At 56.6% G+C, this 13229-nt stretch carries 11 protein-coding genes and 3 pseudogenes; 4 read left to right on the top strand and 10 right to left on the bottom strand.

The annotated features are described in order from the left end of the window. The first annotated feature begins 50 nt into the window (after positions 1-50). Complete coding sequence (locus tag BZ163_RS31355) at positions 51-281, top strand: hypothetical protein (RefSeq protein ID WP_128874155.1); 231 nt, start codon at positions 51-53, stop codon at positions 279-281. 335 nt (positions 282-616) lie between these two features. Here the strand turns inward: BZ163_RS31355 and BZ163_RS31365 are convergent, their stop codons facing one another. The 4 genes and pseudogenes from BZ163_RS31365 to BZ163_RS31380 form a co-directional block, all read right to left on the bottom strand. After that, entirely contained in the window at positions 617-1630 is a 1014-nt protein-coding gene (locus BZ163_RS31365) for an isocitrate dehydrogenase (RefSeq protein WP_128874157.1), read from the bottom strand. A gap of 162 nt (positions 1631-1792) precedes the next feature. After that, positions 1793-2525, bottom strand: a pseudogene (locus BZ163_RS31370) (YoaK family protein); the annotation flags it as partial. A 38-nt stretch (positions 2526-2563) separates the two neighbouring features. Then, the gene (locus BZ163_RS31375; RefSeq protein WP_128874158.1) at positions 2564-3808 is read right to left on the bottom strand and encodes a malic enzyme-like NAD(P)-binding protein; all 1245 of its coding nucleotides are present in this window, start codon (positions 3806-3808) and stop codon (positions 2564-2566) included. Positions 3809-4207: 399 nt separating this feature from the next. Then, positions 4208-4438 (bottom strand): hypothetical protein, encoded by a 231-nt coding sequence (locus BZ163_RS31380; RefSeq protein ID WP_128874159.1) that lies wholly within the window; start codon positions 4436-4438, stop codon positions 4208-4210. Positions 4439-4578: 140 nt separating this feature from the next. Between BZ163_RS31380 and BZ163_RS31385 the strand changes: the two genes are divergently transcribed. Then, positions 4579-6234, top strand: a complete 1656-nt coding sequence (locus tag BZ163_RS31385; protein ID WP_128874160.1) for a SulP family inorganic anion transporter — start codon at positions 4579-4581, stop codon at positions 6232-6234. A gap of 69 nt (positions 6235-6303) precedes the next feature. Here the strand turns inward: BZ163_RS31385 and BZ163_RS31390 are convergent, their stop codons facing one another. Beyond that, positions 6304-6489: a ribbon-helix-helix protein, CopG family gene (locus tag BZ163_RS31390; RefSeq protein ID WP_045060687.1), complete on the bottom strand. Its 186-nt coding sequence runs from the start codon at positions 6487-6489 to the stop codon at positions 6304-6306. A gap of 79 nt (positions 6490-6568) precedes the next feature. Continuing rightward, positions 6569-6676, bottom strand: a pseudogene (locus tag BZ163_RS36170) (hypothetical protein); the annotation flags it as partial. A gap of 123 nt (positions 6677-6799) precedes the next feature. Here BZ163_RS36170 and BZ163_RS31400 point away from each other — a divergent pair. Continuing rightward, a complete protein-coding gene (locus BZ163_RS31400; protein WP_128874162.1) occupies positions 6800-7432 on the top strand; it encodes a trimeric intracellular cation channel family protein in 633 nt (210 codons plus the stop codon). A gap of 160 nt (positions 7433-7592) precedes the next feature. On the opposite strand, the pseudogene BZ163_RS31410 reads toward BZ163_RS31400, so the two are convergent. Both BZ163_RS31410 and BZ163_RS31415 read right to left on the bottom strand, forming a co-directional pair. Further along, positions 7593-8377, bottom strand: a pseudogene (locus tag BZ163_RS31410) (MFS transporter); the annotation flags it as partial. Further along, on the bottom strand, positions 8368-8694 hold the full coding sequence (locus tag BZ163_RS31415; protein ID WP_128874165.1) for a hypothetical protein: 327 nt from the start codon (positions 8692-8694) through the stop codon (positions 8368-8370). The pseudogene BZ163_RS31410 and the gene BZ163_RS31415, both read right to left, overlap by 10 nt. Before the next feature lie 99 nt (positions 8695-8793). On the opposite strand from BZ163_RS31415, the gene BZ163_RS31420 reads away from it, so the two are divergent. Continuing rightward, positions 8794-10446 (top strand): methyl-accepting chemotaxis protein, encoded by a 1653-nt coding sequence (locus tag BZ163_RS31420; protein ID WP_128874166.1) that lies wholly within the window; start codon positions 8794-8796, stop codon positions 10444-10446. 6 nt (positions 10447-10452) lie between these two features. Here BZ163_RS31420 and BZ163_RS31425 read toward each other — a convergent pair whose 3' ends face one another. Both BZ163_RS31425 and BZ163_RS31430 read right to left on the bottom strand, forming a co-directional pair. Further along, on the bottom strand, positions 10453-11979 hold the full coding sequence (locus BZ163_RS31425; protein ID WP_128874167.1) for a DHA2 family efflux MFS transporter permease subunit: 1527 nt from the start codon (positions 11977-11979) through the stop codon (positions 10453-10455). Next, positions 11972-13153: an HlyD family secretion protein gene (locus BZ163_RS31430; RefSeq protein WP_128874168.1), complete on the bottom strand. Its 1182-nt coding sequence runs from the start codon at positions 13151-13153 to the stop codon at positions 11972-11974. Before BZ163_RS31430 ends, BZ163_RS31425 begins: the two co-directional genes overlap by 8 nt. Positions 13154-13229 lie beyond the last annotated feature (76 nt).

Consider the following 13229-nt stretch of genomic DNA (forward strand, 5'->3'; position numbering starts at 1 on the left):
AGGCAAAATCACGCATGAGAACAGCAAGATTTGAGCGCTTGGAGAGCTGCATGAAACGTGAGGACGTAAAAATCAAACACGCTGAAGGCATTCAGTTTGACACCCATTTGATTGCCAATCCGGCCAACACCCAGGAGTGGATCGCCTTCTTTAAAAAGGATGCAGGAAGAAGCTTTTTCCTGGTCAATGACAACGAAGAAATCGAACCCTTCCGACACCTTGATGATTTGATTCATGAGCTGCGTGAAATCGGCATCAAGGTGGCTGAAATTCATTTGTGAATTATTTTTCCTTGGAGTGTCGTCATGTCTGTCAGGGTCGAACATCTGTCTGGTCAGAGTGAAGATCTATGGTCCGTGTGTGTAGGTACCCGGCGAATTCAGTTCCGCAATGAGCAGGGTGCAAAGGACTACGCGGCAACGCTGAAACAGCGGATAGAAGCTCCACATATGTACCCGTATGCAGTGCCGGCAACCGGTAACGGAAACGGCAGTAAGTAATTGAATGTGTTGCCCTTGTTTTGGCTGGACGGTGATCAGCATGGGACCTTTCGCTCTCGGCCCGGAGGGAACAGATATAAAACGCCAGCTCTGACTGAGCTGGCGAATACGTCTATCTAGTCACGCAAGTAGGCTACCAGGGCGTCAGCGAAGGACTCGGTCGTTCCGCTTCCCCCCATATCCGGTGTCACCTGATCGCGGGCGGTTTTCAGGACAACGCGGATAGCGGTACGAATGCGTGTCCCCTTGTCCACCATGCCCAGATAATCAAGCATGTCCGCGGCAGCCAACAACAATGCACAAGGGTTCGCGATGTTCTTGCCAGCGATGTCCGGTGCCGAGCCGTGGACCGCTTCGAAGATGGCCGCATCGGCACCGATGTTCGACCCGGGCGCCAAGCCCAATCCACCCACCAGGCCTGCGCACAAGTCTGAAAGGATGTCGCCAAACAGGTTGGTGGTGACAATGACATCGAATTGATGGGGGTTCATTACCAACTGCATACAGGCGTTATCGACGATCATTTCGTGGAATTCGATTTCCGGATAGTCCGCAGCGACCTCACGCGCGACCTCAAGAAACAAACCGGAGCAAGACTTGATGATATTGGCCTTGTGCACCGCGGTAACTTTCTTGCGGCCTTTGCTACGAGCCAGCTCGAACGCGTATCGCACGATGCGTTCGGAGGCTGTGCGTGTTACGCGAATGCTCGCCAAAGCGACTTCGCCGTCTTCGGAAATACTCTGTCCTTCGGGTAAGTACGCCCCCTCGGTATTTTCGCGCACCGTGATGATGTCGATATCTTCGAAGCGCGAACGGGTCCCCGGGAAACTGATCGCCGGTCGGACATTGGCGTAGAGATCGAAATGGCGGCGCAAGTGGACGTTGATCGATGAGAACCCGCGGCCAATCGGTGTCGTCAGCGGGCCTTTAAGTGCGATGCCATGTTTGGCGATCGTATCGATAGAGGCGGGCGGCATCAGCTGTCCATGTTGCTGCAACGCCTCCAGGCCGGCCTCAACGAAGTCGTAGCGAAGATTGCAGTCAAGGGCGTCGAGTACGCGTAGCGTCGCTTGCATGATCTCGGGGCCGATGCCGTCGCCCTTGATGATTGCGATTGTTCTGCTCATGGTCTCTTCCTTAACAGAGCTTTGTCAGCCTGCTGTATTGATTGGTTGATTGAGACGGGTGTCGCGAATATGCGCATAACATTACCATACAATGTTAATGTTTTGCGGCGGGCGCGCTCAGCAAAAGTCATTGGCTCACTTTCGCATGACGCGGCGGACAAAAAGCCTGACGTCATCAAAGGCAGGCACGATTGCCAGCGTCACCAGAACCATCGCGAGCGGTACCGTTGAGATGTAACCAATGTGCTTGAACCCGAATGCCCCCACCACGCCGCCGAAGAAAAAATTCAGCGCCAGCAGTATCAGTATTTTGAGCCGGGTCCGATTGGCGAGAACTTTTGGGTGTGTCGATGGGCTGGCGGCATTCCAGTAAAAGAGTTTTCCCAACTCGATTCCGATGTCCGTGATGATGCCGGTGATGTGTGTCGTGCGGATTTCGGCTTTTGAAATTTTGGTGATCACCGCGTTTTGTAGCCCCATGATGAAGCACAGGAGCATCACGGTGACTGACACGAACAAACCATTCACTGTGGAGAGTCGCGCCCAGAAAGCCAAAGCAGATAAGCAGAAAGGCCTCGACCAGAAGGGGCACTGCAAACTCACTGTGCATCCGTCTGCGTCGGGAGTAATTGACCATGACCGCAGAGCACGCAGCCCCAACCAGAAAAGACAACAATGCGCCGGTGCCACTGAGCACCAGGTCGTAGGCGCCCAGCACACTGTTGTCTGCCATCGAAGAGACGATGCCGGTCATGTGTGAGGTGTACTGCTGCACTGCCAGGAAACCGCCAGCGTTGATTGCTCCCGCGACGAAGGCCAAGGCAAACCCAAGATGTCGGTTTGCAGCGGTGGTACGCCTTCGCCCGGTGAGACTCCTGACATATTTGATCGGCATTTATTCACCGTTGTCTCAAGCATATGAGGAGCAAAAGCTTAAAGCGGGTAGTGCTCCGGGTAATGCAGCTTTGCAACGCCGGTGTCGATAGCGGCCTTGGCCACAGCACCGGCTATTGCTCCGAGCAGACGAGCATCGAGCGCTTTGGGGAGAATGTAATCGCGGCCAAACTCAAGTTTATCGACGTTGAATGCTTGCAGCACTTGCACCGGTGTCGGCTCCTTGGCCAATTGGCGCAGGGCTTCCACCGCCGCAATTTTCATCGCTTCGTTGATCCGGGTTGCGCGAACATCCAGCGTTCCGCGGAAAATGAACGGAAAGCCCAGGACGTTATTGACCTGGTTCGGGTAATCAGAGCGACCGGTCGCCATGATCAGGTCATCACGTGTGGCCATGGCCAGCTCGTAGCTGATTTCAGGGTCCGGGTTAGAGCAGGCAAACACGATCGGGTCAGGTGCCATCGCTGCCAATGCTTCTGCCGGGAGGAGATTGGCTCCAGACAGGCCGACAAACACGTCAGCGCCGGTCATGGCTTCCATCAGCGTACGAGGGCCACCGTCGTTGACGAACTGTGCTTTGTATTGATTGAGGCCTTCCCGAGCGGAGTGGATGACACCGACACGATCGACCATGTACAGGTTGCTTTTCTGAGCGCCGAGACTAAGCAGCAGGCGCATGCAAGCAGTGGCGGCGGCACCGGCGCCGAGGCAGACAATTCGCGCATTCCCCAGGGTTTTGCCCTGGATCTCAAGTGCATTGAGCATGCCGGCGGCCGTGACGATGGCCGTACCGTGTTGGTCGTCATGGAAAACTGGGATGCTGCACTGTTCGATCAGTGCTTCTTCGATTTCAAAGCACTCAGGCGCTTTGATGTCTTCCAGGTTGATGCCGCCAAAGGTGTCGGCAATGCGCACGACGGTCTCGATAAAGGCCTGGGAGCTCTCGGCATTGACTTCGATATCGATCGAATCGATTCCGGCGAAACGCTTGAACAGCAATGCTTTGCCTTCCATGACCGGCTTGCTGGCCAAGGGGCCCAGATTGCCGAGGCCTAGAATGGCCGTGCCGTTGGTGATCACGGCCACCAGATTTCCTTTACCGGTGTAGCGGTAAGCGTTCTCCGGGTCCTTCGCAATTTCGCGTACGGGCTCCGCTACGCCTGGGCTGTAGGCCAGTGCGAGTTGGGCGGCTGTGTCGGCGGGCTTGGTCAGCGCGATGCTGATTTTTCCTGGGGTTGGGAATTCGTGGTAATCCAGTGCAGCCTTCTTGAAGTCGGTAGTCATGCGATCACCTGATTAGACATTGATTACAATCGCATGTTAACACTATTATAATGCGAGGCAACGAAGTCCTGACCCACAGACCAGGATCTCATTGCCGGCTGAACGCTGCTGATGAAGGGGTTTGTCAGCCAGCGGACCCATTCTATTGGCCCTGAGACTTCAGGGTGGGCCTGTATCTGTTGGTCAATAGAGATCCTCCTATGCTTGAACCCGTCTTAGGCCACCTCGTGTGGCCATTTTTTTGCGCGCTCGAATGTCCCCAGCGTCAAGACGCTGAAGTGATGGACGTGGCTCAAATGAAGGCGGTGATCAAAATAGCGGGGAGCGAAAGGGGAGCAGGCCATGACAAAGGCGCTGAGACAACAGTTCAGGTGTCGTTCCGAGCTGTCTTTCGAACAGTCAGAAATGAACTTCGGCGGACTTGATACCCAGCGCTCGAAGCTCGCGGATCAGTTCATCGAGTTGTCCAAATGACTCGATTTCCTCGTTGTCATTGACCAGGAAATAGCTTCTCCCAGCTTCCTTTTTGAAAAGGATGATCCATTCGTGCGTATTGGCCGGGTTGGCTATCACATGCGTGTCAAAATGCATGCCTTCACCGTGTTTGGTTTTGACGTCTTCGCGTTTCATTCGGGGTCTCCGGGCATATGTTTATGCGCTCTCGACACTGTATCTACTGTGTCGCTGGTGTCGTACGAGGCCAGGCCAATTGCTTTACTATTATCACTACGTGTAAATAGTATGCACATGCCATCAAAGCGAGGCTAGTCATGATTGCGATACGAGAAGCTTGGAAAGCAGGCTTGTTAGGGCGCGAGCATTGGCTTCGAAATATCGTCTCGGGGGTCATCGTCGGCGTCGTGGCGCTACCCTTGGCCATGGCATTTGCCATCGCCTCGGGCGTCAAACCTGAGCAAGGGATTTACACCGCCATTGTCGCGGGTCTCTTGGTTTCGCTCTTCGGCGGGAGCCGTCTTCAGATAGCTGGCCCGACAGGGGCATTCATTGTCATTTTGGCGGGTGTGACCGCCAAATATGGCGTTGATGGCTTGCAGATCGCGACGATGATGGCCGGTGCAATATTATTGCTGCTCGGCATCACCAAGCTTGGCGCACTAATCAAGTTCATTCCCGATCCCGTGATCGTTGGGTTCACCGCCGGCATCGGGGTGATCATTTGGGTCGGGCAATGGAAAGACTTTTTGGGCTTGCCGAAAATCGGTGGCGACCATTTTCATGAGCGGCTTTGGCACCTCGTCCAGGCTCTGCCCGGCCTCCATGTGCCCACGACCCTGTTAGCCCTTTTAAGCCTGCTGTTGGTGATACTCGCGCCTAAAGTACCCGGCGTAAGGCGTGTTCCCGGTCCTCTGATTGCCATGGTCGTTGTGACGGCGTTGCACGCCTGTTTTCAATTCGATGGCGTGGCAACGATCGGGAGTGCATTCGGGGGGATTCCTCAAGGACTGCCCAACATTGGCCTTCCTGAAATAACGCTGCCGCAGATCATTGAATTGATTGGTCCTGCGTTCGCGATCGCGATGCTGGGGGCGATCGAGTCGCTGTTGTCTGCTGTTGTCGCCGACGGGATGGCCGGCACCAAACATGACTCCAATCAGGAGTTGATCGGACAAGGCATTGCCAACCTGGTCACTCCTCTGTTTGGTGGCTTTGCTGCGACAGGCGCGATCGCTCGAACAGCGACCAACATCCGCAACGGTGGCAACAGCCCCATTGCCGGTTTTGCGCACGCTGTCACGTTGATTTTATTGATCCTCTTCCTGGCACCTCTGGCTTCGGATATCCCGCTGTGCGCGTTGGCCGCGATCTTGTTCGTGGTCGCTTACAACATGAGCGAACTGAAGCACTTCAAACGCATGGTCAAACGAGCCCCAAAAGCGGACGTTGCGATCCTTTTGATCACGTTCAGCCTGACCGTTTTCAGCGACCTGGCGATTGCAGTGAATATCGGGGTCATTCTCGCCATGCTGCAGTTCATGCGTCGGATGGCTTCATCTGTAGGGGTGCAGTTAATGGTCGAAAAAGAGCTGGAGGCAGAGTTGCGCCTGAATGGGCATGTACATCTTCCACCTGGTGTTTTGGTTTACACCATTGAGGGGCCTCTCTTCTTTGGCGCCGCAGAAACCTTTGAGCGGGTTTTGGCTCAGACGCACACCGATCCCGGGACGTTGATTATTCGTCTGAAGCGGGTGCCGTTCATGGATATCACGGGCTTGCAAACGCTGCTCGAAGTGATTGAGCAGCTGCGTAAACGCAGCATCGTCGTGAAGTTGTGTGAAGCCAACGAAAAAGTCCTTGGCAAGCTCGACAAGGCAGGGGTTCTTCAGGCACTCGGCTCACAGCATTATCATGCTGACTTCAGTGGTGCACTGGGCAGCTACGCCGAGATCGACAAGCCCCAGGGCTAGCGATGAGGTGCAACAGAGTAGAAGGCGCGATGAGCAGGCATTCGTCGTGCCCGCTCATGCGCAGATGAATCACTTGCCATTGGCCGCAGTTTTGCTTTTGGTGGCGTAGGACACGCCGTGCGTCTCCAGATAGTCCCGAATAAGCTGACGAACGACCTGAGAGGGCGTCAGATCCTGAGACGCGCACAGCTCTTCAAGCGCTTTTTTCTTGACGGGATCAATGAGCACAGTTAGTCGTGCAGTCTTATTTTCCATGGAATTGCCACTACCCTAAAACGGTCGATGTTAATCAAATTGTAATAGTCGGGGATTTATTTGTCACCGATTAGGTTCGTAGAAGCGCTTTTCCCTCCATCACCGGCTTGCTGGCAAGAGATCCCTGGTTGCCCGGATGCAGAATCGACGCTCCGTCGGCAATGATCGCGACGAGGTGGCCTTTACCTCGCACGCCTCAGCTGTGCTTTTATTATCATACTATGATAATGTTATTAGACCTTGATGTGTGTCTAAGAGGGCGCTTCATTTCAAGAACTTCTCCCATTTGCAGTACAGGCTGGTTCCGTAGATGAAGGCTTACCACGCTGATTGGGTGATTTATTACTGTGAGTTGTCAGGCGTTGCAGCCTTCGCAGTGACCGGCACCCTGATGGCAGGGCGAAAATCGTTGGACTGGTTCGGTGTAATCACCCTCAGTTTGGTCACCGCTTTAGGCGGCGGTGCCTTGCGTGACGTACTGATGGCACATTATCCGATCGAGTGGATTTCCAATGAGAATGGCTTTTTGGTAGCGGTCAGTGCTTCGCTAGGAACCATGATTTGGGCGAGGACCTTGAAAACCTTCAACGAGAAGGTGTTGTTGGTAGCCGATGCATTTGGATTGGCAGTATTTACGGTCAGAGGAACAGATATGGCTCTTCAGCAAAACCTCCCTCCCAGCATCGCAGTGATCATGGGTGTAGCTACCGCAGTCGCCGGGGGTGTGATACGTGATGTGTTGTGTAACGAAATACCGTTGGTGTTTAAACGTGAGGTTTATGCATCCATCAGTATTCTGGGTGCCGTCGCCTACATCACGCTGTTGAATTTGCAGATGTCTCTTGAAGTAGCGTCTGCAATCGCCATTGCGTTCGTTTTCGTCAGCCGTATTGCCGCCATTCATTGGAAATGGAAGCTACCCAGGTTCCATGTAGTCGATTGATCTTGTTGCCTGGCCGACAAAGCTACGCTCTATAAAAAAAACATGAGTGATGCCAAGTCTCTCTGCCCCCCCATCCCTGAGGCTGCTCCTGCAGCCTTTTTTTTTTCCTTCGCCATCAGATGACTACGCCCGCACATTGCCGTCTTGCCAGCCGTTACGTTTACTTGGTCGCGACGATCATGGCTGTGGGTACATTGTCGGAGCGGGCTGGCTTGGTTTTACTGAACAGCGCTAAAACCGCGGCCAGTAATGATGTGCCCACCAGGATGTATATTCCGCTCTGAATCGAGCCGGTTTTTTGCTCCAGGATTCCGAACATGCTTGGGCTGACGAAGCCTCCAAGCGTCCCGACCGCATTCACCAGGGCGAGTACCGCCGCAGACACGCGTGCGTCGAGATAGGCCTGAGGAATCGGCCAGAACATCGCCGTGGCGGATTTAAAGCCGATGGCGGCAAAGCAAATGGCATGAAACCGAACAGCGGCCCACCCAGCGTCGACACGAACAGTCCCGCTGCGGCAATCAACAGGCTGATGCACAGCCAGGCTTGTTGGGTTAACCATTTGCCGGCCATCACGGCAAACGAATACATGGCGACGATGGCGATCAACCAGGGAACGGAATTCAGCAGGCCCACCTGAATATCGCTGAGACCCCCTAATCCACGGATCATGGTTGGCAGCCAAAAGGTGACGCCATAGACGTTCTGGGCAATGGTGAAAAACAAGAAACAGAACAGCAGGATCTGCTTGTCGGCCAACAGTTTCAGGGCTGGCAGATGGGCTCCGCGTGACGCTTCGCGGGCCTGTTGTTCTTTCGCGATGACATCCGACAGGGCGGCTTTTTCGTCGCGGCTTAGCCAGTTGGCGTCTTTGGGATAGGAATCCAGTACTTTCCAGACCAAGAGACACAAAATGACGGAGGCGAATCCTTCGATCAGAAACATCCGAATACCGTCCGGTTCTTGCTCGCCGCGCAATGGATCAGCACCGGCACATCGCCTGATTCGAACAGCCCGAATAACGCAGGCAGATGCGGCGCGAGCATGGACGGAAAGCGTCGGGAGAAATCCAGCATCATCTTTTCGGCATTTTCAGCACTGGGATCTTCAGCCAGTCGCTCGACTAAAACCGGGTCGGCGCGCACGTCGGCGATTACCTCCAGTATCAACTGGCGTAGGCCGTGTCCAGGCAGCTGATACTTATCGCGCTGTTGGCTGTTTGTCGCCGATGGGCAACTCCCCACCTGGGAGGGGTGTTTCAATTTTGATTCTGATAATAGAATCAAGTACTGTATAAAGAATAATACAGGATGAATCGCCTGTTCAGTCACGCCCTATAAAAACAAAAAATGGTAACCAACATGTCATTCCTGAAAGGCCTCTCCATCGGTGCCAAGCTCCTCGTGCTACCGGGCTTGTTTGTGCTCGCTCTACTGGTAGTCTCGGGAATGGCCTACTACGGGCTGGCCAAGCAACAGGCGGTCATCGAAGAAATCGACCAGTTACGATTCCAGCAGTATCGCCAAGTGCTGGAAACCTCGGCCGCCTCGCAGGCGGCGATGGTCGGCGCCTATGCTACCGGCGCGCGCATTCTCGAATCCAATGGGCAAGCTTCCGCGGAAGACCTTGAGTCATATCTTGAAGATATGCAGGCCAGTGTCGACGATATGCGCACAGGGCTGGACAAGGTGGCCCGCGAGACGCGGCTGGGCGAGGAAGAGAAGGCGCTCTATCAGGCAGTGCAGGAGCAAGCCGCAGTGGTCGGCGAGGGCCTGGCCGATTTCAAGCGCACCGCCTTGAGTGATCAGACACAGGCGGCCTCGCTGCTGGGGAGGGTGCGTGCCGACAACAATGGTCTGCAAGGACAATTTAATCGCCTGCTGGGCCTGCAGGCGCAGTTGACCTCCGGCGCCTTTGCCGAGGCCGGTGCCACGCAGCGACAGGTGTCACGGATGCTGGTCACGGTACTGCTGGGCGCCAGCGTTCTGGCCGTGTGGGTGAGTCTGTTGCTGCGTGCGCAGATCATCCGGCCCATCCGCGAGATCGAGCAGGCTTCGATCGACTTGCGCGATGGCGACCTGACCCGGCGCGTGCGGGTCATGGGTCGAGACGAAGTTGCCCACACAGCTCAGGCATTCAACGAACTTATCGATAGCTTCCAGCAGGCCATGCGCAAGGTAGCCTGCGTCGCGGCATCGGTCGGCGCGTCGGCAGAGGAACTGGTGGGGACCTCGGCTCGAGTGGCCGAAAGCTCCACCGCGCAGGCCGGTGCGGTGGGCGCGGTGTCGATGACCATCGAGCAGATGAGCGACGGGATTGCGGCGATCTCCAGCCATGCGCAAAGCCTGCGCAGTTGTGCCGAAGCCAGCTTGCGCGGTGCGCAAGACGGGCATCTGGCGTTGTCGCGACTGCTCGAGAAAATCGACAGCGTGCGCCTGGCATTCTCGGCTATCCGCGGCTCGGTGGGCGATTTCGTCGAGAGCACCACGGCGATCACCGCGAGCATCGGTCAGGTCAAGGACCTTTCCGCGCAGACCAGTATGCTGGCGCTCAACGCGGCGATCGAGGCGGCGCGAGCCGGGGAAAGCGGACGCGGCTTCAGTGTGGTGGCCGATGAAGTGCGCAACCTGGCACAACGCTCTGCCCTGGCAGCGAATTCGATCAACCAGTTGACACTGAAGCTGGAGAACCAGTCCGGGATCGTCGACGAAGCATTGCGCGCAGGCACGGTGGCGCTGGATGACAGCGGCCGATTGCTCTGTGAGTTGGAAAGCACCCTGCAACAGGCGGCGGAATTGGTCGGCGACTCCACCCGCGGGGTGGACCGGATTGCCGATGCGGTGAGCGTGCAGAGCGAGGGTGGGCGGGGCATTGTGGCGAACGTCGAGCACATCTCCCGCATGGCCGGCGAGGGTGATGCGATCACCCATCAGGTATCGAGAGCCGTGGTCTCTTTGCGCGAGCTGTCCGATGAGCTGAATCTTGCGGTGGGACGGTTCCGCTTCGAGGTCTGACGGCGATTATGCCGAGGTGCCACGGTGAAGCTTGGGCGTGCGGAATATCAGCAACAGCGGCATGACCCCGATGGACAACAGCATCAGTAGCTTGAAGTCATCCAGATAGGCCACCCAACTGGCCTGTACGGTGATCATGCTGTCCAGCGCCGCACGTCCGCCTGCGGTTGCCGGGTTGAGGTGGTTGCTCACTGGCCAGGCATCGAACAGGCGGTTGAACGGCGTCACGTAGGCGCCGATTTCGGCATGGTTGATTTGCGTGTTGTGTGCCAGCAGCACCGTCACGATCGAGATGCCGACACTGGAGCCGACGTTGCGTGAAAGGTTGTACAGGCCGGTGGCTTCGCCGCGCAGTTGCGGGGGCAGGGTGGTGAAGGCAATGGTGGTCAGCGGGACGAACAACAGGCCCAGGCTCGCGCCCTGGACAAAGCCAACGTAGACGATGGTGTCGATGGACACTGCCGGGGTCCAGCCGGTCATCATGTACATCGACCAGGCGGACAGCACCAGGCCGCAAAACAATATCCAGCGGATATCCATTTTGCCCATGATCTTCCCGGCCAGGAACATACTGAGCATCGTCCCCAGGCCGCGCGGGCCCATCACCAGGCCGGCGGTGAGCACCGGGTAGCCCATCAGGGTTTGCAGGTAGGGTGTCATCAACGCGAGTGACGCCAGATAGGTAATGCCGATGATGAAAATAAATACCACCGCCACCGAGTAATTGCGGTCCTTGAACAGTTTCAGGCTGATAAATGGCTTGTCATGGGTAAAGGTGTGGACGATGAAAATGTACGAAGCGATGGCGGCCACCAGCGCTTCCAGGATTATTTCGCCAGAGTCTAACCAGCCCAGTTGTTCACCGCGGTCGAGAAACAATTGAAACGACAGGATGGCCACGCTGAGCGAACCAAAGCCCAGCCAGTCCAGGCGGGCGGTTCTGTCGGCCGGGGTTTCCTGAATGAAGCGCATCATGCCGATAAAGGCCAGCAACCCGATAGGCAAGTTGATGAAGAACACCCAGCGCCAGCTGAGGTGTTCCGTCAGCCAGCCGCCGATCATCGGACCCAGCACCGGACCAACCATCACCGATACCCCGAACAGGGCCACTGCCGAGCCTCGGTCTTTCTGCGGGTAAATATCCAGCAGGATGCCTTGCGACAAGGGTACCAATGCCGCCCCTGCCAGTCCTTGCAGCAGACGGAACAGGATGATTTCTTCCAAGGAACCGGCAATGCCACAGAGCACCGACGTCAATACAAAACCGAAGATCGACCACAGCAATACGCGCTTGCGACCGAAGCGCCGGGCAAGGAATGCCGAAGGTGGCGTCATGATCGCGGTGGCGACGATGTAGGAGGTCAGCACCCAATTGATCTGATCGGCGCTGGCCGACACGCTGCCCTGCATATAGGGCAGGGCGACGTTGGCGATGGTGGTGTCCAAGGCTTGCATGACCACTGCCAGCACCACGCAAAGCGTGATCAGTACGCGCAGCGGCGAAGGCGGCAGCGGCCCGGTCACTTCACTCATGATGACGGGCAAACAGGTCGGCCAGCGGTTTCGGCAGTCCACGGGCAGTGCCGGTATCGATCTCTACTACGGCACTCATGCCATGGCGCAGCGCTGGTTTGCCTGCGGCATCGTCGATGCGGATCCGCACCGGAATACGCTGCACCACCTTCACCCAGTTGCCCGTGGTGTTCTGTGCCGGCAGTAGCGAAAAGCTGGAGCTGGACGCCGGGCTGATGCTTTCCACGGTGCCGTGCCAGGTGACACCGGGGTAGGTATCGACCTCAATGGTTGCGCCCTGGCCTACGTGAGCGTTCGTCAGCTCGGTTTCTTTCGGTGAGGCGGCCACCCACAGGTGCTCGCTGGACACCAGGCTGAAGCCCGATTGTGGCGGTTGCAGGTACGCACCCACTTGCAACGAGTCGACGTTGGTCACTACGCCGCCGAACGGTGCGGTCACCACGGAGTTACGCAGGTTACGTTCGGCTTCATGCAGCGCCGCTTGTGCTTGCAGATAGGAGGGGTGTTGCTCGAGTGGCCTGTCCAGCCGTCCACCCAGTTGGGCTAATGCCGCGCCAGCCCGGGCTTTCGCTACCGACACCTGCTGGCGGGTATTGTCGAGGTCCTGACGGGCGTCGTCGTAGATTGTTTTTGATACGGCGGAGACGCTGACCAGCTTTTCCAGCCGTTGGAAGTTGGTCTGGTAGTAGGGCAGCCTGGCTTCAGCCTGGGTGATCTCGGCCAGCGATTGGTTGTAGCTGGCCTTGAGGTAAAGGATTTGATTGCGCGCGTTTTCCAGTTGCGCTCTGGCGCTGGCCAGGGCGATTTCAAAGGGTTCGGGCTTCAAGCGAAACAACACCTGGCCCTTGCGCACGACTTGGTTGTCACTCACTTCAATGGCCGCCACGATCCCGGACACATCGGTGGAAACCCCCACCCGTTCGGCCTGGATATAAGCGTTGTCGGTGCTCACCACCTGGCCCCCAAACACATACCAGGCGGCACACATCACGACGGCGAGCGGTGCCAGTAGGAACAGGCCTGTACGCCAGCGTTGCCGCGCCGCGCCAGGCGGTTCTTGCGCGAGGCTATCAAGGGCTGGAGCTTCAGGCATCTGCACGTGAAGCTTTTCCAATGACTCGATCGGTCGGGCCTCGGCTTGCACCGCAGGACGCTGCAATGTCGACTCAGCCATGTTTCACCTCGCCTGAAATTAAGTTAGCGAGCTCATGATAATCAGGCTTATGAATTTTCTACCAGCCGTTTGACTA

It is taken from the genome of Pseudomonas sp. VI4.1, assembly GCF_002029345.1.
Taxonomy (GTDB): domain Bacteria; phylum Pseudomonadota; class Gammaproteobacteria; order Pseudomonadales; family Pseudomonadaceae; genus Aquipseudomonas.

Bases quoted from the DNA above. Each gene is read 5' to 3' on its own strand.
- BZ163_RS31355 (WP_128874155.1), top strand. From the start codon at position 51: ATGAAACGTGAGGACGTAAAAATCAAACACGCTGAAGGCATTCAGTTT.
- BZ163_RS31365 (WP_128874157.1), bottom strand. From the start codon at position 1,630: ATGAGCAGAACAATCGCAATCATCAAGGGCGACGGCATCGGCCCCGAG.
- BZ163_RS31375 (WP_128874158.1), bottom strand. From the start codon at position 3,808: ATGACTACCGACTTCAAGAAGGCTGCACTGGATTACCACGAATTCCCA.
- BZ163_RS31380 (WP_128874159.1), bottom strand. From the start codon at position 4,438: ATGAAACGCGAAGACGTCAAAACCAAACACGGTGAAGGCATGCATTTT.
- BZ163_RS31385 (WP_128874160.1), top strand. From the start codon at position 4,579: ATGATTGCGATACGAGAAGCTTGGAAAGCAGGCTTGTTAGGGCGCGAG.
- BZ163_RS31390 (WP_045060687.1), bottom strand. From the start codon at position 6,489: ATGGAAAATAAGACTGCACGACTAACTGTGCTCATTGATCCCGTCAAG.
- BZ163_RS31400 (WP_128874162.1), top strand. From the start codon at position 6,800: ATGAAGGCTTACCACGCTGATTGGGTGATTTATTACTGTGAGTTGTCA.
- BZ163_RS31420 (WP_128874166.1), top strand. From the start codon at position 8,794: ATGTCATTCCTGAAAGGCCTCTCCATCGGTGCCAAGCTCCTCGTGCTA.
- BZ163_RS31425 (WP_128874167.1), bottom strand. From the start codon at position 11,979: ATGAGTGAAGTGACCGGGCCGCTGCCGCCTTCGCCGCTGCGCGTACTG.
- BZ163_RS31430 (WP_128874168.1), bottom strand. From the start codon at position 13,153: ATGGCTGAGTCGACATTGCAGCGTCCTGCGGTGCAAGCCGAGGCCCGA.